Source organism: Thalassobaculum sp. (assembly GCF_040219615.1).
Taxonomy (GTDB): domain Bacteria; phylum Pseudomonadota; class Alphaproteobacteria; order Thalassobaculales; family Thalassobaculaceae; genus Thalassobaculum_A.
The window spans coordinates 85,154-102,940 of the sequence record NZ_JAVJSE010000017.1 but is presented as its reverse complement, the minus strand read 5'-3'; the positions used below and the strand labels follow the sequence as shown (position 1 = coordinate 102,940).

Below are 17,787 nucleotides of genomic sequence, written 5' to 3'. Positions count from 1 at the left end.
CTCCGGGATGACGACAGGGGGGTGGGATCTCGCGGTGAAATCGGCCGAATTCCGCCAAACTTCCGTCATTCCGGAGGGGACGCGTGAGCGTCCGGCTCCGGAACCCACCAGCCGCCGAGAAATGTGTGAACACCGTAGACGAAGCGACGGGTACCCCCGCCGAGCCCCCGCCCTGGCCGACGACCGGATGGCGATGTCGGGTCTGCACCGCGACTACCTAGCCTCGCGGATCGAGGCCTCGGTGGCGCCGCCGGGCCGGGTGCTGGTGATCCTGCCGACGGTATTCCTGGCGCTGGTCGTGCTCGACCCGACCGAGACCGGGGCCGAGCGCGGCAAGCTGGCCCGCCAGGTCGAGGCCGGCACCCTGGAGATCGCTCGCCTGGAAACCCTGATCGGCCTCGGCGTGCCGGTGTCCGACCAGCGCGATCTGGATCCGACCGACTTCTTCGAGGCCCCGGCCGGCACCGACCCGGCGATGGCGCGGGCGGCGGCCGAGCGCCTGGCGGCAGACTGGCGGGCGATGGTCACCGACCTGGCGGTGGTGCCGATCCTGGCCGAGCGCGAGGAGGCGCTCGCCAGCCAGCTGGCCAGCCAGCTGGTGGCGCGCTCGGAGTATCTCGAGGTCAAGCGCCGGCTGGTCGAGGCCCGCCACGAGATCACCGTGACCGAGGCCGAGATGGCGCGGGCCGCCGCCGACACCGCCAAGGCCCGGGCCGACCGCGACGCCCGGCTGACGCGCGCGGAATCCGAGCGGGTCAAGGACCTGTCGCAGATCCGCGAGCAGACCGCGGCCGTGACGCAGGAGCTGGTGAAGGCTGCCGACCGCAACGCCCGGCGCGTTGTGGCCGCACCCGCCGACGGCATCGTCACCCAGCTCGGGGTGACCTCGGTGGGCGGGGTGGTGAGCGCCGGCGAGGCGCTGATGCGGATCGTGCCGAGCGACGACATCCTCGAGATCAGCGCCACCATTCTGAACCGCGACATCGGTTTCGTGGATGTAGGCCAGGAGGCGGTGGTGAAGCTCGACGCCTTCAACTACCTGCGCTACGGCACCCTGAGCGGCACGGTGGTCGGCCTGTCGGCCGCCGCCGTCGACCCGACGGCGGCGGCACGCTCGGGCGCCGGAGCGGGTGCGGCCGGCGCCGCCGCGCAGTCCGGCCAGAACCCGCAGGCGCCGCCGTCCTACACCGCCCGCATCAGGCTCGATACCGACAGGATCGCGGTCGACGGCCGCCCGGTGCGCCCGACCCCGGGGATGACGGTGATGGTCGACGTGCGGACCGGTCAGAGAAGGCTGATCGAGTTCGTGCTGCAGCCAGTGCTACGATACGCGGCGGAGGGTTTGAGGGAAAGATGAATTCAGCCAAATCTGCATTCAGCCGGATGAACAAAGCGTCACATGTAGTGCTGCTATTTGTGATATTCATCGCTAATGTAATTGCACTTATAGTGCCGTTATTGATTATTCTGTTAAATGGAGTCATTGACGAAGCAGAAGTTCCTGGCGTTATGACCATTATAACAAGCGCGCTTGCAGTTTCCGTATTGATCATTAACAATCGCACGTTGTTGAGTGGGCCGTCATGGACTGCCAATTCAATTGGCACGCTGACTATGGTGGGACTTTGTATTTATATTGTTTTACCAATCGTTAGATATAGTGCTTTACTAATATTTGGACTAATAATTGTGATTCAGTCGTTCTCGCCAAACGACTCGCATTTTACCAAAAAAATACTTGTCTTTATCAATCACTATGACCAGTCGTGCGGTATATCTTGCAGAAAATATCTCAGTTCGTATGATCTCAATGGGGTTATCGTTCATCAGAACAATCATCCCGAACGGAAATGTGAAATTGATATCGTATACTTCAAACGTACTGGGCCTAGCGATCCTTGCACAAAATCAACACGTCCGGAATACGACAATACGAGCTTCGACATATGCGTTGCCAAAAAACCAGAAGAAAGTTGCAACACAAGGAAACTTGTATTCCGAGAGCAACGGAACGACGTAAATCTGTTTGGATCAATCGAGAACACGATAATCTTTACAAATTCCGATGAACAGGTAATTGGAAGATATAGTGAATTTTTATTTTACCACGACATTGTTCCGTCAGCACTTCAACTGTTTGCGTCGCCAGCTGTGTTAATACGGGGAATGACGATGCGGTGGTTGTAAGGGCAGTCGCAACAGGCGGTGTCAAGTTCCGGTGACAGTGCATTTAATTGACGGGTCCGAGCGCCCATGACAGGATCCGCCGATGGCTCGCATGGCACGCACGGTGATCCCAGGCATCCCGCACCACGTCACCCAGCGTGGCAACGGCCGGGCGCGGACTTTCTTCGACGATGACGACTATCGCTTCTACCGCGACCGGCTCGGCGCCGAGTGCCGCGCGGCCGGGGTCGCGGTGTGGGCCTGGGTGCTGATGCCGAACCACGTCCATCTGATCCTCACGCCGTCCGACGAGGACGGCCTGCGGCGGGCACTGGCGAAGGTGCACCGCGCCCATGCCGGGCGGATCCACGCGCGGCTCGGGCGCAGCGGGCATTTCTGGCAGGGCCGGTTCGGCTGCGTGGCGATGGACGAGCCGCACCTGCTGGCGGCGCTGCGCTACGTCGCGGGCAATCCGGTGCGGGCCGGTCTCGCCGCGCGGCCGGAGGACTGGCCGTGGTCGAGCGTGCACGCCCAGCTCGCAGGGGCCGCCGGTGACGGGGTGACCGACACGGCGCCGGTGCGCGAGCGCTACCCGGACTTCGCGGGGCTGCTGGCGGCCGGCGACGCCGCCGACGAGTTCCGGGCGCTGCGGCGGGCCGAGAGCATCGGGCGGCCGGTCGGCGACGACGAATTCCTCGGCCGCCTGGAGGCGCTGACCGGCCGTCGCCTCAAGCCCGGGAGGCCGGGGCCGAAGCCGGAGATGAGTGCACTGTCACCAGATTAAAAAATCCGGACAGATCGTGAGTCAGCCACAACCGCCCGCGGCGAAGCTTGTCACACAATAATGCGCAGGGTTAGGCTGACCGCAGGGGTGTAGGGGACGCTTGGGGGCGCTTCCGCATTTCCGTTTCTGCCGCCGTCACTCAGCCGGATCGACGCGGTCCGGATTCACAGCAAAGAACTGCTCCTTGCCGCCGGTTGGGTGGGCGCGTGAACGCGCCGGTCGAGGCGTGTCTGGTTTGGCGGCGTCGTGGATGTCTGGATCGGATCCGTCGGGGCGACCTTTCGGGGCACGGAAGCATGAAGCCGATACGCAATCTCGAGATACATGCGTGGCACGGCTGCAACCTGGCCTGCGAGAGCTGTTCCCACTTCTCGTCGCTGGACCTGCGCGGCGGGCCGTCGGCGGACGATTGCCTGTCATGGATGAACGCCTGGCGGGACCGCCTGGAGCCCGCGTCGTTCTCCGTCCTGGGCGGCGAGCCCACCATGAACCGGGAGTTCGTCGAAATCGTCGAGGCGGCGGTGCAATGCTGGCCGAACAGCCACATCCGGGTCGTGACCAACGGCTTCTTCCTGCACCGTCATCCGCGCCTGCCGGAAGTATTGTCGCGGGCGAAGCGCTCCACCCTGGTCGTCTCGTCGCACCACGCGTCCGAGGCGTTCCAGCGCCGGTTCGAGCCGGTCCGGGCGCTGGTCGGCGAATGGCGGCAGAACCATGGGGTGAACGTGCACATGACCGAGGCCAGCCGCTTCTGGACCCGGCGCTACGAGGCCGACGACGAGGCGATCCGGTTCTGTGACAGCGATGCGCGCCGGGCTTGGAAGGCCTGCATGGGCAAGTACTGCACGCAGTTGCACGATGGCATGCTGTGGAAGTGCGCACCGGCTGCCTATTTCGAGCTGGTGTCGCAGACCCGCCGTGCCGACCCGTCGGCGCATGCGCTGTTCGGCGGGTACATGCCGCTTGAGCCGTCGGCCGGCGATGCCGAACTCGACGCCTTCTTTGCGCGGGAGGAGGAGGAGATCTGCCGGTTGTGCCCGGAGCGCCTGGTGCGTTTCGACCTTCCGATGCCGCTCGGCCGCCGCCGCCGGCTGCTGGCAGACGCGGCCGACTGACGGCGTCACCGGGCTCGCCGGTGGCAGCTGTCAGCATCTTTCGGCCATGCTACGGTGGTTGCCATGACGACTCTGCTGTTCACCCACGAGGCCTGCTTCGCACACGATCCGGGCCGCATGCACCCGGAGCACCCGGCCCGTCTGAAGTCGGTGCTGATGGCGCTCGCCGGGCCGGAGTTCGCGGCGCTGGAGCGGCGCGAGGCGCCGGAGGCCAGCATCGAGCAGATCGCCCGGGTGCATCCCGAGGCCCATGTGCGGAAGATCCTGGCGTCGGTGCCGGCCGAGGGCATGGCGGCGATCGACGCCGACACCTTCATGTCGCCCGGCACCGGCGATGCCGCGCTGCGCGCCGCGGGGGCGGCGATCGCCGCGGTCGATGCCGTCCTGGCCGGTGAGGCCCGCAACGCGTTCTGCGCGACCCGACCGCCGGGCCATCACGCCGAGCCGACCCGCGCCATGGGGTTCTGCTTCTTCAACAATGTCGCGGTCGCTGCCGCTCATGCCCGCGCCGTACACGGCCTGCGGCACGTCGCGGTGGTCGACTTCGACGTCCACCACGGCAACGGTACCCAGGCGGCGTTCGAGGCCGACGGCAGTCTGTTCTACGCCTCGACCCACCAGGTGCCGTTGTATCCGGGTACCGGCGCCCCGGGCGAGCGCGGGGTCGGCAACATCCTGAACGTGCCGCTTCGCCCGATGGCCGGCGGGGCCGAGTTCCGGCATGCCATCGGCGAGGTGGTGGTGCCGGCCCTGATCGACTTCCACCCGGACCTGCTGATCATCTCGGCCGGCTTCGACGCCCATGTCGACGATCCGTTGGCGTCGGTCGCGCTGGAGACCGAGGACTTCGCCTGGGCGACCCGTGAACTGATCAGGGTGGCCGACATGCTGTGCGACGGCCGGGTGGTGTCATGCCTGGAGGGCGGCTACGACCTTCATGCTCTCGGCGAGGCCTGCGCCGCCCACGTGCGGGAGCTGCTGGCGGCCTGACCGTCATCCTCCTGGTCTCTCGCCGATCGGATCAGATCGACTGCGCGAACGGCGACGGCGTACTGCGAGTATCGAAACGGGTCGCGGTCGGCATACGGGTCGATATGGTCGAAGTCGTATCGGCTGGCGCCGATGAGATAGCGCCGGCCGGTATTGTCGGTGAACGGCAAGGACAGCCGATGGACGACGAACCGCTCCTGTTCGATCGAGCGTCCCAGCAACACGGCCGGGGCGGTCACGCAGTACAGCCAACGCCGGTGTCCCGGCCGGAAATGCTGCGGCGACGAGAGCCGGGACAGTGTCATTCCCTTGTTGGTCTGTCCCCAGACGTGCCGGATCTCCTCGCCCGACAGGCGGCACACGAAATCGCTTCTGTCCGGCATCAGTTCGTAGATCCACATCCGTGGCAGCAGCGTCGGATGGTCCAGGGGATCGAACAGCGCCTTGTCCGGCAGCCCGTCGTCCGGTGCGACCCGCAGCCACGAATCGAGGAGCTGCGCCATCGCCGGGTCGCCGATGTCTTCCTTGAGACGGTGAACGAGATTCTGCCCGGTGGAGCGCTTGAGAAATCGGATCACGGAGCAATCCCTAGTGGCGGGGGTGAATACTCTCATCTCGCACTGCGGTCGACAAGCGACGGCTTGAGGCCAGGCGACCCGAACAGTGGCGCTCGGTCGCGGCCCGCCGCCCTTGTTTCGCCATCGGCCGATGAATACACTCCGCGGCTCTTTCGGAGGGATGCCGTGACGACCGAAACCGCAGCCGGGACCGACCCCGAGGCCATGAGCTTCGAGGACGCGCTCAAGGAACTGGAGCGCATCGTGGAGACCCTGGAGCGAGGCCAGGGTTCGCTGGACGATGCCATCGCCGCCTATGAGCGTGGAGCCAAGCTGAAGAAATATTGTCAGGCCAAGCTCGAGGAGGCCCGGCTGAAGGTCGAGAAGATCAAGCTCGACGACAGCGGCCAGCCGGCCGGGACAACCGGCCTCGACGGCTGACCCGATGGTGGTGTCTGAGATGAACGGGCTGCAGGCTGCGCTGGCGGAGTGCGCCGAGGACATCGAGCGCATGATGGACCTGTTGCTTCCGCAACCGGACGGACCGGAGGCGCGGCTGTACGAGGCGATGCGGCATTCCGCGTTCGCCGGCGGCAAGCGGCTGCGACCGTTCCTGGTGATGCAGTCGTCCCGGCTGTTCGGGGTCGACCGCCGGTGTGCCGCCCGGGTGGCGGCCGCCGTCGAGTTCATGCATACCTATTCGCTGATCCACGACGACCTGCCGGCGATGGACGACGCCGACATGCGGCGCGGCCGGCCGAGCTGCCATGCCAAGTTCGACGAGGCGACGGCGATTCTGGCGGGCGACGCGCTGCAGGCGCTGGCCTTCGAGGTGCTGGCGGTGCCGGAGACCCACTCGGATCCGGCGGTCCGGGTCGAACTGGTACGCGAACTGGCGCGGGCGTCGGGCGGGCACGGCATGTGCGGCGGCCAGATGATCGATCTGCTGGCCGGGAAGGCCGAGATGGACATCGGCGCCGTCACCCGGCTGCAGCGCCTGAAGACCGGCGAGATGTTCGCGTTCTCGGCGGTCGCCGGGGCGGTCCTGGGCAAGGGCTCGTACCGGGCCTATATGGCGCTGCACAACTACGCGCAGGAGTTCGGCCTGGCGTTCCAGATCGTCGACGACCTGCTGGACGCCCAAGGCGACTCCCAGTGGGTCGGCAAGCCGACCGGCCGCGATGCGGAGGCCGGCAAGGCGACCTTCGTGTCGATTCTCGGCGCCGAGCGGGCCCGCGCCCAGGCCGGACTGCTGATCGACCAGGCCATCAGGGCCCTCGACGTGTTCGACGAGAAGGCGGATCTTCTGAGAGAGGCTGCGCGCTTCGTGGTCGCGCGGACGAAGTGAAGGCCGACGGACTGAAGGCCGACGGACTGAAGGATTGGGGATGGCCGAGAGCATGACACCACTGCTGGACGAGGTCCGGATCCCCGCCGACCTCAAGGGGCTCGACGTCGCCCAGCTCAAGCAGCTCGCCGGCGAGCTGCGGCGCGAGACCATCGACGCGGTCTCGGTCACCGGCGGGCATCTCGGCGCCGGGCTCGGCGTGGTCGAGCTGACGGTTGCGCTGCATCACGTGTTCGACGCGCCGCGCGACAAGCTGATCTGGGACGTCGGTCACCAGGCCTATCCGCACAAGATCCTCACCGGCCGGCGCGACCGGATCCGCACCCTGCGCCAGGGCGGCGGCCTGAGTGGCTTCACCCGCCGCTCGGAAAGCGAGTACGACCCGTTCGGCGCGGCGCATTCCTCGACCTCGATCTCGGCCGGCCTCGGCATGGCGGTCGCCCGCGACCTGAAGGGCGAGAAGTTCAACGTGCTGGCGGTGATCGGCGACGGCGCCATGAGCGCCGGCATGGCCTACGAAGCGATGAACAACGCCGGCTCGTCCGACAGCCGGCTGATCGTGATCCTCAACGACAACGACATGTCGATCGCCCCGGCGGTCGGCGCCATGAGCGCCTATCTCTCGCAGATCGTCTCGTCGCGCTCCTACCGGTCGCTGCGGCACCTGGCGAAGCAGGTCGCCCAGCACCTGCCGAAGCCGCTGGAGCGCACCGCCAGGCGCGCCGAGGAGTTCGCCCGCGGCCTGGTGACCGGCGGCACCCTGTTCGAGGAGCTCGGATTCCTGTACGTCGGCCCGGTCGACGGCCACAACCTCGAGCACCTGCTGCCGGTGCTGAAGAACCTGCGCGATACCCCCGGCGACGGGCCGGTGCTGCTGCATGTGGTCACCGAGAAGGGCCGCGGCCATCCGTTCCCTGAGGCCAGCGCCGAGAAGTATCACGCAGTCGCCAAGTTCGACCTGGTCACCGGCGCCCAGACCAAGCCGAAGGCCAACGCGCCGTCCTACACCCATGTGTTCGCCGAAAGCCTGAGCGCCGAGGCCGAGGCCGACGAGCGGATCGTGGCGATCACCGCCGCCATGCCGTCGGGCACCGGCCTCGACCGGTTCGCGAAACGGTTCCCGGACCGCAGCTTCGACGTCGGCATCGCCGAGCAGCACGCCGTGACCTTCGCCGCCGGCATGGCGACCGAGGGCATGAAGCCGTTCTGCGCCATCTACTCGACCTTCCTGCAGCGCGGCTACGACCAGGTCGTGCACGACGTGGCGATCCAGGGGCTGCCGGTGCGCTTCGCCATCGACCGGGCCGGGCTGGTCGGCGCCGACGGCGCCACCCATGCCGGGTCGTTCGACCTCGCCTATCTCGGCTGCCTGCCGGGCTTCGTGATCATGGCGCCGTCGGACGAGGCCGAGCTGGTGCACATGGTGGCCACCGCGGCGGCGATCGACGACGGCCCGAGCGCGGTGCGCTACCCGCGCGGCGAGGGCGTCGGGGTCGAGCTGCCGGCGCGCGGCACGCCGCTGGAGATCGGCCGCGGCCGGGTCGTGCGCGAGGGCACGTCGGTGGCGCTGCTGTCGCTCGGCGGACGGCTGCAGGAATGCCTGACGGCGGCCGACGAGCTGGCGTCGCGCGGGCTGTCGACCACGGTCGCCGACGCCCGCTTCGCCAAGCCGGTCGACACCGCGCTGATCCGCCGGCTGGCGGCCGAGCACGCCGTGCTGATCACCGTCGAGGAAGGCTCGATCGGCGGGTTCTCCGCCCAGGTGCTGCACTACCTGGCGAGCGAGGGCCTGCTGGACCGCGGCCTGGTGGTGCGGCCGATGACCCTGCCCGACCGTTTCATCGACCACGAGAAGCCCGAGGTGCAGTACGCCCAGGCCGGCCTCGACGCCGCCGGGATCGTGGCCACGGCCCTGCTGGCGCTCGGCAAGGACGCCGAGGCGGCGGCCCGGGCCTGAAGGTCGGTCTCCCGGGCCGCCTCAGTCCGGCCGGAACATCTGGAACACCTCGGTCACCGTCGCATAGTCGAAGTAGCCGAGGCGGGAAACCGGGCGGTAGCGGGTGACGTCGACCAGGCCGTCCTCGACGATCGCCGGGTCGACGTGGACGCCGATCACCTCGCCGAAGATCGCGTAGTTGCCGTGGGTCGGATCCCAGGACGGCAGCTCGACGGTCTGCAGGTAGCGGCACTCCAGCGCCACCGGGGCGGCGGCCACGCGCAGCGGCTTCACCTTCTGGCAGGCGACCCCTTCGAGCCCGGCCAGGGTCATCTCGTCCTCGCCGTGCGGCAGGTGCACGGCGGTCTTGTTCATCTGCTCCTTCAGCGCCTCGGAGACGATGTTGCAGACGAACTCGCCGGTCGCCTCGACGTTGCGCTGGCTGTCCTTCGGCGAGCCGTCGGACCTTGTGCCGGTGCCGAACACCACCACCGGCGGCAGGAACGACATGGCGTTGAAGAAACTGTACGGCGCCAGGTTGGTGCGGCCCTCGGCGTCGACCGTGGAGATCCAGCCGATCGGCCGGGGCGACACGAAGGCCTTGAACGGGTCGTGGCGGAAACCCTGGTCCTTGTGGCGGCCCGGCTCATAGAAGATCATGCGAATCCCTCCCGCACGCGTTAAGACGACACGACACTTGGCCCACAATCCCGGCCGGCGCAACGGCGGCGGCGGAAACGGTGCGGTGCCCGTGGCGGGCCGGTGCGAGGCGGAGCGGGGGAAACGAGCGCGTGGTCGTCCTGGATCTCCTGGGAATCGTGTTCCCGGTCTTCGTATGCGCCCTCATCGGCTGGACCTGGGCCAAGCTCGGCAAGGCGTTCGACAGCGAGACCGTGACCGGGCTGACGGTCCAGATCGGCACCCCGTGCCTGGTGTTCGACACCCTGACCCGGCTCGACCTGAACCTCGCCGACTTCGCGATCATGGCGGCGGCGACGGCGGCCACCGTCGTCGGCTTCGCGGTGCTGGCGCTGCCCTGGCTGTATGCCGCCAGGCTGGACCGGGCGACCTTCCTGCCGGCCCTGATGTTCCCGAACACCGGCAACATGGGGCTGCCGATCTGCCTGTTCGCGTTCGGCGACCGGGGGCTGGCGCTGGCGATCTCGTTCTTCGCCGCCATGGTGATCCTGCAGTTCACGGTCGGCGTGGCGATCGCTTCGGGGCGGGCCTCGCTGCGGATGGCGCTGACCTCGCCGGTGCTGTACGCGGTGGCCGCGGCCCTGCCGGTCATGGCCTTCGACTGGGAAGTGCCGGCGGTCGCCGCCAAGACCCTGCACCTGCTGGCCGGCTTCACCATCCCGGTGATGCTGATCGCGCTCGGGGTGTCGCTGGCCAAGCTGGAGGTCCGGTCGCTCGGCGACGGCCTGGCGGTGGCGCTCGCCCGGCTGCTGATCGGCTTCGGGGTCGGCACCGCGGTCGCCTGGGGCTTCGGCCTGCCGCCGGACGCCGCCGGCGTGCTGATCCTGCAGTCGTCGATGCCGATCGCCGTGTTCAGCTACCTGTTCGCGCTGCGCTACGGCCGCCGCCCGGAGGCGGTGGCCGGCGCGGTGGTGCTGTCGTCGCTGCTCGGCTTCGTCAGCCTGCCGGTGGTGATCTGGCTGGTGCGGTTCGCCGGAATCTCGTTCTGACTCAGCCCGCCACCGCCGGTTCCGGCTGGAGGACCAGCCGCACCGCCGGCGAAGCCAGGATCACCAGGGCCTGGACCAGGAACCCGCCGACCGCCAGCAGCAGGCAGGCCTCGGCACCGGACAGCGCCGCGACCGCGGCCCCCAGCGCCGCGCCGAGCGGGCGCGAGCCCTGGGCCAGCACGCTGAACGACGAGACCCGGCCGAGCAGGCCCTGGGGGGTCACCGCCTGGCGCAGGGTGGTGGTGCTGATCACCCACAGGATCGGCCCGAGCCCGAGCAGGAAGAAGCTCAGCCCGGCGAGCGCCGGGGTCGACGCCCAGATCGTCAGGGCCATTACCAGCGAGGCGACGAGGCCGGTGACCGGCCCGACCGCGATCACCGTCCCGAAGGCCAGCCGGCGCATCACCGCCGGGGCCAGCACGGCGCCGACCAGCATGCCGGCGCCGTACAGCCCCAGCACCGCGCCGATGCCGGAGGCGGTCATGCCGAGGTGGCGGACCGCATAGGGCACGAACACCGCCATGATGACGAAGTAGGCGGTGTTGAAGACGAACTGGGTGATCAGCACCGGGCGCAGCAGCGGGTGGCGGGCCACGAAGGATGCCCCCTCGGCGATCTCCTGCCGCCAGCGCCAGCGCCGGCGCGGTGCCGCGGTCCGCGGCGGCTCCCGCAGCCCGGCCAGCAGGAAGGCGGCCAGCAGCGACAGCGCGGCTGCCGCTCCGAAGGCGGCGCCGGCGCCGGTCCAGCCGACCAGCACGCCGCCGACGGCCGGTCCGGCCGTGAAGGCCAGGGTGCGGGCCAGCTCGAGCCGGGCGTTCGCCGGGGCCAGCCGGTCGCGCGGCACCAGGGCCGGCACGATCGCCGGGGCGGCGACGCTGTAGGCGACGGTCCCGCAGGTCGCCAGGAAGCCGAGCAGGGCCAGCAGCGGCCAGGAGACGGTCCCGGTCAGGATCAGCAGCAGGATCGCCAGCAGGGCGGCGGCCCGCATCGCCTCGGCCCCGGCCATCAGGCCGCGCCGCGACATCCGGTCGGCCAGCACCCCGGCCGGGACCGCCAGTAGCAGGAACGGCAGGGTCAGCGCGGTCTGCAGCAGGCCGGTCTCGGCGGCGTCGGCACCGAGCGCCAGCACCGCGACCAGCGGGGCGGCGGCGAGCGCCACCTGCTCGGCCGACTGGGCGGTCAGGTTGGACCAGGCGAGGCGGTGGAAGGCGGCGGGCAGCCGCGCGGCGGTGGTCGACATGGCGGGATCTCGTCCGGGGCTCGACGGTCAGGCGCGGGTCACACGGGCGGCGTAGCAGCCGCGCGTGGCGTAGTGGGCGTGCAGGTAGGCGGTCGCCGGGTCGGCCAGGTAGCGCCGGATCAGCACCTCGACCTCGTCGCCCTGGGCCAGGTCGGCGGCGACGATCATGTGCCCGGCGTCGAAGGCGCGCAGCGAGATCGGCCGGAGCTTCAGGGCCTCCGGTACCTCGTTGACCCGGTCGTAGGTCGACTCGGCTCCCTCCAGCACGAAGATCGCATGGCTCGAGCGGTACGGCGTGTCGGCCGGCTGGTGGGTGTGGTTGACCAGCAGCAGGCTCTCACCCGGCTCGGCGTCGCGCAGCTCGACGCGATCCGGGAAGCCCGGCTTGCTGTCGGCCACGTAGCGCCGGGCGCCGTGCCCGGCCAGGGCGGCGTCGGACAGGCCGTACAGATGGCGGAACGGCTCGGGCGACAACCCGGTGATGCGGAAATCCATGGCGGCCTCCATCGTTGCGATGGAGGGAAGCTAGGTGCCGGCGGGCGCGGCGGCGTCCCGGCGTTTGCTGTGCAATTCCGAAGGTGCTCGAGGCAGTCGGTGGGTTCCGGCTCAGCCGCGCCGGGGCGGCGCGTCCGTCCGGAATGACGGTGAGGAAGGGGTGCTGTCTCCAACCCTCAATACTGGTCGTCATTCCGGACCGACCCGCCGCGGCGGGACGGAGCCGGAACCCATGGAACGACCCGCATGTTTCCTTATGCGAACTCCAGCGCCAGGTAGGAGTTCAGGATGCGCTCGATGGCGTCCTTCTCCAGGTCACGGGCGATGATCACCAGCTTGGAGCGGCGGTCGTCGTCCGGCCAGGCGTCGAGCTTGGCCGGCGGGTGGAACAGGTGCTGGACGGCGTGCACCACCACCGGCTGGTCGACCTCCTTGACGTTCAGGATGCCCTTCATGCGCAGGATGTTCAGGCCGTGGCTCTGGACCAGCATGTCGAGCGCCGGGGCGATGGCGTTCCAGGCGAACGGCTCGTCGAAGGTCAGGCAGAACGCCCGGATGTGGTCGTCGTGGCGGTTGACGTCGTGGTGGTGATGGCCGTGGTCGTGGTGCCCGTGCCCGTGGTCATGCCCGTGGTCATGCCCGTGCCCATGGGCATGCTCATGACCGTGCTCGTGCGGGCGGTGATAGACGTGGCCCTCGGTGTCCCGGTAGGCCTCCTCCTTCAGCCAGCGCTGCACGTCGCTCGACTTGGTCATCGGGTTGTACAGCCCGGCGTCGAACAGCGCGGCCGGCTCGATCGCGCCGTTGACCGCACGCAGGATCGGCGCGGCCGGGTTGATCGCGTAGAGCCGCTGCTCGAGCGCGGCGGTCGCGCCGTCCGGGACCAGGTCGGTCTTGCTCAGCACGATGCGGTCGGCGACCGCCACCTGCTTGACGCTCTCGAACTGCTGGTCGAGCTGCCAGGGCGCGTTCACCGCGTCGACCACCGCGATCACCCCGTCAAGGGTGAAGCGGGTCACCAGGAAGCCGTCCGACATCATGGTGTGCAGGATCGGCGCCGGATCGGCCAGGCCGGTGGTCTCGATGACGATGCGGTCGAACGGCGCGACCTCGCCCTTGGCGCGGCGCTTGTACAGCGACTTCAGGGTGTCCAGCAGGTCGCCGCGCACGGTGCAGCACAGGCAGCCGGAATTCAGCAGGACCGCGTCCTCCTCGATCTTCTCGATCAGGCTGTGATCCAGGCCGATCTCGCCGAACTCGTTGATGATCACCGCGACCCGGTTCATGCCGGGATGCGCCAGCAGCGCCTTCAGCAGCGTGGTCTTCCCGCTGCCGAGGAACCCGGTGAGGATCGAGACCGGCATGCGGTCGAGCGGGGAGGGGGCGGCGTCATCGGTCATGCGTGTTCTCCGGCGTGGGGCGGTCGGGGCCGGGCGTCGGTGCCGGCCCGGCAGCAGGCCGGGCAGCGGCCGGCCACCTCGATGGTGATGCGGCGGATCTCGAAACCCATGTCGCGGGCGGTGGCGCGCAGGTTGGCATCGAGCGCCCCGCCGCCGAGCTCGTGGGCAACCCCGCAGGTTTCGCAGATCAGGAAGTAGCCGCGGTGCGGGTGCTCGGGCTGGGCGCAGCCGACGAAGGCGTTGCGGCTCTCGATCCGGTGCACCAGTCCCTGCTCGATCAGGAACTCGAGCGCCCGGTAGACCGTCGGCGGCGCCACCCGTCCGCCTTCGCCGTCGCTCTCGCGGGCCCGCGACAGCTTGTCGATCAGCTCGTAGGCGCCAATCGGCGCGTGGCTCTCCCAGATCAGCTCCAGCACCTGCCGGCGCAGGTCGGTCAGCCGGGCGCCGCGCTGCCGGCACACCACCTCGGCAGCGGCCAGGGCGTCGGCCACGCAGTGATCGTGGTCGTGCTCGTCTCCGGTGAAGCGTTCGGCGTCGGCCATGCGGTCTCCGTCGGCTGATGCCCCCGGTATATCAGAGTTCGGCGGCCGCCTGCCAACCCGCCCGGTGCGGATGCCCTTGCCGGCGGTCGCGGCCGGTCGCAAGCTGATGCTGCCGACAGAAGGTCGGTTGGAGGTTGGGCCATGCTCGTCTCGAATACGCCGCTCGCGGGCGTCCCGGCGCCCGTCCCGAAGCGCATGCCCGCCACCGGCGCCGGGCCGACGATCGAGCGGGCACCTACCGACACCGGGACGTCCCGGTCCCTGGCGGGCGCCGGCGAGGCGGCCGGCAAGTCCCGGACCGCGCGACGCGACGCGCTGGCCCGCGATCTGCAGCGACTGCTGGAGGTCGCCCGCAAGCTGAACGGGGTCGGCGACCTGCGCAGCAACGCCGACGCCCTGCAGTCGCTCGCCCGGGAGATCGCCAAGGTGGCGCGGGCGCTGGCCGACGCCGAGCGCGCCCTGCCGGCGGCCGCCCGGCGCGGCGTGCCGGCGGTCGCGGTGCCGCCGGCGCCGGCGGCTGCAGCCGCGACGCCGTCGGCCGCTGACACGGATGCCGGCGGAGGGCGACCGGGCGAAACCGAGGCGGAGGCGGCGGAAGGCCGATCGGACCTTGCGACGGACGAGAAGACGTCGTCGGCCGGCGACGCCACGGCGGCATCGGGAGACACCGCGCCGTCCGATGCCGGGCTGGAGCAGGGTGCCGCGCCGCGCGAAGAGTCCGGCGATGCCGGCCGCGGCGGTACCAGGGCCCTGCTGAAATATGCGGCCGAGATCCTGAAGAAGATGCGCGACACCGTCAGCCAGGCGGAGCGGATGGAGGCCCTGATCGACCCGGAGGCGGCGAGGGAGCGCCACAAGGCGGTCCGGGAGCTCGACGGCTACATCGCCGAGCTGGGCGCCCTCGCGCTGGACTTCGCCGATCCGGCGCGCGGGCAAGGCATCGACCTGTCGACCTGACGGGCGGCACTACGCCGTCGCGCCGTCCCGGAGGCCCTTGAACGCCGCCAGGGCCCGGTCGCGCGCCGCGCCATGGTCGACCACCGGCACCGGATAGTCACGGCCGAGCCGGATCCCGGCGTCGGCGAGGTCCAGCGGGCGCGCCTTCCACGGCATGTGGACGACGGCGTCCGGCAAGCCGGCCAGCTCCGGCACCCAGCGCCGCACATAGGTCCCGCCGGGGTCGAATTTCTGGCCCTGCAGGGACGGGTTGAATACCCGGAAGAACGGGGCGGCGTCGGCGCCGCAGCCGGCGACCCACTGCCAGGACGCCGAGTTGCTGGCCAGGTCGGCGTCCACCAGAGTGTCCCAGAACCAGGCGGCGCCGGCCTGCCAGGGCAGCAGCAGGTCCTTGATCAGGAACGAGGCGACAACCATGCGGACGCGGTTGTGCATCCAGCCGGTCTCCCACAGCTGGCGCAGCCCGGCGTCGACGATCGGATAGCCGGTGCGGCCGCGCTGCCAGGCCGTCAGCCCCGCGCTGTCGTCGGCCCAGGGGAAGTCGGCGAACTCCGGCCGCAGCGGCCGGTGCGGCAGGTCGGGGAAGTGATACAGCAGGTGGTAGGAGAACTCGCGCCAGCCGAGTTCCGCCAGGAACTTGCCGGTGTCGGCGCCTTCGTGGCGGACGGTGGCGGCGTGCCAGACCTGGCGCGGGCCGATCTCGCCGAAATGCAGGTGCGGCGACAGCCGCGAGGTGCCGGGCTCGCCGGGGACGTCGCGGCGCGCGGCGTAGCGCCGCACCGGATCGTCGAGGAACCGGTCGAGACTGCCCAGGGCCGCCGTCTCGCCCGGGACCCAGGCGGCGCGCAGCCCGTGGGTCCAGTCCGGCCGGCGCGGGGTGAGCGCCCAGTCCGCCAGGCGGTCGCCCCGCGGTACCGCGGCCGGGATCGCCAAGCGATCCGGCGCCGGTCCCGGCGTGCCGGCGTCGAGCCGGCTGCGCAGGGCCCGCCAGAACGGCGTGAACACCTTGTACGGGCCGCCGGCCCCGGTCCGGATGTCCCAGGGCTCGCACAGCAGGGCGGCGTTGAAGCTGCGGGCCTCGATGCCACGCCGCTTCAGCCCGGTCTTGATGGTCTCGTCGCGCGCCGTCGCCCAGGGCTCGTAGCGGCGGTTCCAGTACACCGCGTCGGCGCCGGTCTCGGAGACCAGCCGGTCGATCGCGGCGGCAGCGGGCCCGCGCCGCAGGACGAGCCGGCTGCCGCGCGCTTCCAGGGATGCCGCCAGGGATTCGAGCGAGTGATGAAGCCACCAGCGCGAGGCGCCGCCGGGCGCCCAGGCGCCGGCGTCCTCGTCGTCCAGCACGAACACCGGGATCACCGGCCGGCCCCGGGCCAGGGCCGCGGTCAGGGCGGGGTTGTCGGTCAGGCGCAGGTCGCGGCGGAACCAGACGAGGGTGGGGGCGGGTTCGGTCATCGGGCGGTCTACGGGCGGCGATGGCCGGCGGATCACCCGAGCGCGCGCAGGTCCGGGCCGGCCAGGTCCGGCGCCGGCTTCACCAGCCGGTCCTGCGGCACCCGCAGGATGCGGTCGGCGGCCAGCAGCAGGACCTCGAACCGGCGGGCGAACAGCCGGCGCAGGTCCGGGCGCAGCACGTCGAGGCCACCGGTATAGGCGCCGAAGGACGGCAGGATCAGCCGCCTGCCGTCGGTGACGAAGCAGCGGCCGGACACGCTGCGCGCCCGCAGCCGGACCCGGGCCTTCGGGTGGTAGTGGCCCGATACCTCGCCCGGCACCGCGCCGTCGGCGGCCTCGTGGCGGAACAGCAGCGGGCCGTCTACCAGGTCCGGCAGCACCCGCCCGCCCCAGTCCGCCGGCGGCGCCGGGTCGTGGTTGCCGGCGATCCAGATCCAGTCGAGGCCTTCGGTCAGGCCGCGCAGCCGGTCGCGCTCGGCCTCGCCCAGCCGGTCCCCGGCGCCGGAATCGTGGAAGCTGTCGCCCAGGCAGACGACGCGCTTCGGGCGATGGGCGTCGATCGCCTCGGCCAGCCGGGACAGCGTCGCGGCGCTGTCGAACGGCGGCAGCAGCACGCCGCGGCGCGCGAATCCCGATCCCTTCTCCAGGTGCAGGTCGGCGACAACCAGGGTCCGCCGGGCCGGCCACAGCAGGACGCCGAGCGGGTCGGCGACCAGTTCGGCGCCGTTGAGACGGAGGACGGGGGACGTCATGGCGCGACCCTAGCCGCGCCGGTCGAAACGTCAACGCGGTTGCGGAACCAAGGTCGGATACCCCAGGTTGCCCCGCTGGGCACGACCGTTTCGACAGGAGGCAGTGGATGAGGATCGCCGGACGGCGGCCGATGACGGCGCTGCGCGACGCCGCGCGTTGGAGCGACGAGCGCCTGCCGCCGGGCGTGCGGTCGGTGGTCGGGCTGCTGCTGATGGTCGGGGGCGTCCTCGGCTTCCTGCCGGTGCTCGGATTCTGGATGCTGCCGCTCGGCCTCGCCCTGGTGGCGCTCGACATTCCCGTCCTGCGCCGCCGGCTGCTGAATTGGCTGGAACGCGCCGGGGCCGACCGCGAGGAGGCAGGCTAG

18 protein-coding genes are annotated in these 17,787 nt (G+C 70.1%); 10 read left to right on the top strand and 8 right to left on the bottom strand.

The features are described 5' to 3' along the window. Positions 1–187 precede the first annotated feature (187 nt). The 4 genes from RIC31_RS11885 (at position 188) to RIC31_RS11870 (ending at position 5,055) form a co-directional block, all read left to right on the top strand. Positions 188–1,357, top strand: coding sequence for an HlyD family type I secretion periplasmic adaptor subunit (locus RIC31_RS11885; RefSeq protein ID WP_350107176.1), 1,170 nt, complete (start codon positions 188–190; stop codon positions 1,355–1,357). Between the two features lie 912 nt (positions 1,358–2,269). After that, on the top strand, positions 2,270–2,950 hold the full coding sequence (locus RIC31_RS11880) for a transposase (protein ID WP_350107172.1): 681 nt from the start codon (positions 2,270–2,272) through the stop codon (positions 2,948–2,950). 206 nt (positions 2,951–3,156) lie between these two features. Further along, on the top strand, positions 3,157–4,065 hold the full coding sequence (locus RIC31_RS11875; protein WP_350107169.1) for a radical SAM protein: 909 nt from the start codon (positions 3,157–3,159) through the stop codon (positions 4,063–4,065). 63 nt (positions 4,066–4,128) lie between these two features. Beyond that, the gene (locus RIC31_RS11870) at positions 4,129–5,055 is read left to right on the top strand and encodes a histone deacetylase family protein (protein WP_350107166.1); all 927 of its coding nucleotides are present in this window, start codon (positions 4,129–4,131) and stop codon (positions 5,053–5,055) included. On the opposite strand, the gene RIC31_RS11865 is transcribed toward RIC31_RS11870, so the two are convergent. Continuing rightward, a complete protein-coding gene (locus RIC31_RS11865) occupies positions 5,001–5,633 on the bottom strand; it encodes a PAS domain-containing protein (protein WP_350107163.1) in 633 nt (210 codons plus the stop codon). The genes RIC31_RS11870 and RIC31_RS11865 overlap by 55 nt on opposite strands. A gap of 165 nt (positions 5,634–5,798) precedes the next feature. Here RIC31_RS11865 and RIC31_RS11860 point away from each other — a divergent pair, with 165 nt between their 5' ends. From RIC31_RS11860 to dxs, 3 genes are read left to right on the top strand one after another with little or no spacing between them, the layout of a single operon-like run. Continuing rightward, positions 5,799–6,053: an exodeoxyribonuclease VII small subunit gene (locus RIC31_RS11860; RefSeq protein ID WP_350107160.1), complete on the top strand. Its 255-nt coding sequence runs from the start codon at positions 5,799–5,801 to the stop codon at positions 6,051–6,053. Positions 6,054–6,057: 4 nt separating this feature from the next. Beyond that, a complete protein-coding gene (locus RIC31_RS11855) occupies positions 6,058–6,960 on the top strand; it encodes a polyprenyl synthetase family protein (protein WP_350107157.1) in 903 nt (300 codons plus the stop codon). A gap of 40 nt (positions 6,961–7,000) precedes the next feature. After that, positions 7,001–8,917 carry a 1-deoxy-D-xylulose-5-phosphate synthase gene (gene dxs / locus RIC31_RS11850; RefSeq protein ID WP_350107155.1) on the top strand — a complete coding sequence of 639 codons (1,917 nt, stop codon included), beginning with the start codon at positions 7,001–7,003 and terminating at the stop codon, positions 8,915–8,917. Positions 8,918–8,938: 21 nt separating this feature from the next. On the opposite strand, the gene RIC31_RS11845 is transcribed toward dxs, so the two are convergent. Next, positions 8,939–9,556 carry a flavin reductase family protein gene (locus tag RIC31_RS11845; protein WP_350107152.1) on the bottom strand — a complete coding sequence of 206 codons (618 nt, stop codon included), beginning with the start codon at positions 9,554–9,556 and terminating at the stop codon, positions 8,939–8,941. Between the two features lie 131 nt (positions 9,557–9,687). Between RIC31_RS11845 and RIC31_RS11840 the strand changes: the two genes are divergently transcribed. Further along, the gene (locus RIC31_RS11840; RefSeq protein ID WP_350107149.1) at positions 9,688–10,584 is read left to right on the top strand and encodes an AEC family transporter; all 897 of its coding nucleotides are present in this window, start codon (positions 9,688–9,690) and stop codon (positions 10,582–10,584) included. 1 nt (position 10,585) lies between these two features. Here the strand turns inward: RIC31_RS11840 and RIC31_RS11835 are convergent, their stop codons facing one another. The 4 genes from RIC31_RS11835 to RIC31_RS11820 form a co-directional block, all read right to left on the bottom strand. Next, positions 10,586–11,824 carry an MFS transporter gene (locus RIC31_RS11835; RefSeq protein ID WP_350107146.1) on the bottom strand — a complete coding sequence of 413 codons (1,239 nt, stop codon included), beginning with the start codon at positions 11,822–11,824 and terminating at the stop codon, positions 10,586–10,588. Between the two features lie 27 nt (positions 11,825–11,851). Continuing rightward, the gene (locus RIC31_RS11830; RefSeq protein WP_350107143.1) at positions 11,852–12,319 is read right to left on the bottom strand and encodes a DUF1203 domain-containing protein; all 468 of its coding nucleotides are present in this window, start codon (positions 12,317–12,319) and stop codon (positions 11,852–11,854) included. A gap of 254 nt (positions 12,320–12,573) precedes the next feature. Further along, entirely contained in the window at positions 12,574–13,719 is a 1,146-nt protein-coding gene (locus RIC31_RS11825) for a CobW family GTP-binding protein (protein WP_350107140.1), read from the bottom strand. Then, positions 13,716–14,261, bottom strand: a complete 546-nt coding sequence (locus tag RIC31_RS11820) for a transcriptional repressor (protein ID WP_350107136.1) — start codon at positions 14,259–14,261, stop codon at positions 13,716–13,718. The genes RIC31_RS11825 and RIC31_RS11820 overlap by 4 nt, the downstream gene beginning before the upstream one ends. A 141-nt stretch (positions 14,262–14,402) precedes the next feature. Between RIC31_RS11820 and RIC31_RS11815 the strand changes: the two genes are divergently transcribed. Further along, a complete protein-coding gene (locus RIC31_RS11815) occupies positions 14,403–15,218 on the top strand; it encodes a hypothetical protein (protein WP_350107133.1) in 816 nt (271 codons plus the stop codon). 9 nt (positions 15,219–15,227) lie between these two features. Here RIC31_RS11815 and RIC31_RS11810 read toward each other — a convergent pair whose 3' ends face one another. Further along, entirely contained in the window at positions 15,228–16,670 is a 1,443-nt protein-coding gene (locus RIC31_RS11810; RefSeq protein ID WP_350107130.1) for a cryptochrome/photolyase family protein, read from the bottom strand. Between the two features lie 32 nt (positions 16,671–16,702). Further along, positions 16,703–17,422 carry a ligase-associated DNA damage response endonuclease PdeM gene (pdeM, locus tag RIC31_RS11805; RefSeq protein ID WP_350107127.1) on the bottom strand — a complete coding sequence of 240 codons (720 nt, stop codon included), beginning with the start codon at positions 17,420–17,422 and terminating at the stop codon, positions 16,703–16,705. Between the two features lie 107 nt (positions 17,423–17,529). On the opposite strand from pdeM, the gene RIC31_RS11800 reads away from it, so the two are divergent. Further along, complete coding sequence (locus tag RIC31_RS11800) at positions 17,530–17,787, top strand: hypothetical protein (protein ID WP_350107182.1); 258 nt, start codon at positions 17,530–17,532, stop codon at positions 17,785–17,787.

Excerpts from the sequence above, each read along its gene's own strand:
- RIC31_RS11810 (WP_350107130.1), bottom strand. The coding sequence starts at position 16,670 with ATGACCGAACCCGCCCCCACCCTCGTCTGGTTCCGCCGCGACCTGCGC.
- RIC31_RS11870 (WP_350107166.1), top strand. The coding sequence starts at position 4,129 with ATGACGACTCTGCTGTTCACCCACGAGGCCTGCTTCGCACACGATCCG.
- pdeM (WP_350107127.1), bottom strand. The coding sequence starts at position 17,422 with ATGACGTCCCCCGTCCTCCGTCTCAACGGCGCCGAACTGGTCGCCGAC.
- dxs (WP_350107155.1), top strand. The coding sequence starts at position 7,001 with ATGGCCGAGAGCATGACACCACTGCTGGACGAGGTCCGGATCCCCGCC.
- RIC31_RS11800 (WP_350107182.1), top strand. The coding sequence starts at position 17,530 with ATGAGGATCGCCGGACGGCGGCCGATGACGGCGCTGCGCGACGCCGCG.
- RIC31_RS11825 (WP_350107140.1), bottom strand. The coding sequence starts at position 13,719 with ATGACCGATGACGCCGCCCCCTCCCCGCTCGACCGCATGCCGGTCTCG.
- RIC31_RS11845 (WP_350107152.1), bottom strand. The coding sequence starts at position 9,556 with ATGATCTTCTATGAGCCGGGCCGCCACAAGGACCAGGGTTTCCGCCAC.
- RIC31_RS11855 (WP_350107157.1), top strand. The coding sequence starts at position 6,058 with ATGGTGGTGTCTGAGATGAACGGGCTGCAGGCTGCGCTGGCGGAGTGC.
- RIC31_RS11880 (WP_350107172.1), top strand. The coding sequence starts at position 2,270 with ATGGCTCGCATGGCACGCACGGTGATCCCAGGCATCCCGCACCACGTC.
- RIC31_RS11830 (WP_350107143.1), bottom strand. The coding sequence starts at position 12,319 with ATGGATTTCCGCATCACCGGGTTGTCGCCCGAGCCGTTCCGCCATCTG.
- RIC31_RS11885 (WP_350107176.1), top strand. The coding sequence starts at position 188 with ATGGCGATGTCGGGTCTGCACCGCGACTACCTAGCCTCGCGGATCGAG.
- RIC31_RS11815 (WP_350107133.1), top strand. The coding sequence starts at position 14,403 with ATGCTCGTCTCGAATACGCCGCTCGCGGGCGTCCCGGCGCCCGTCCCG.
- RIC31_RS11835 (WP_350107146.1), bottom strand. The coding sequence starts at position 11,824 with ATGTCGACCACCGCCGCGCGGCTGCCCGCCGCCTTCCACCGCCTCGCC.
- RIC31_RS11820 (WP_350107136.1), bottom strand. The coding sequence starts at position 14,261 with ATGGCCGACGCCGAACGCTTCACCGGAGACGAGCACGACCACGATCAC.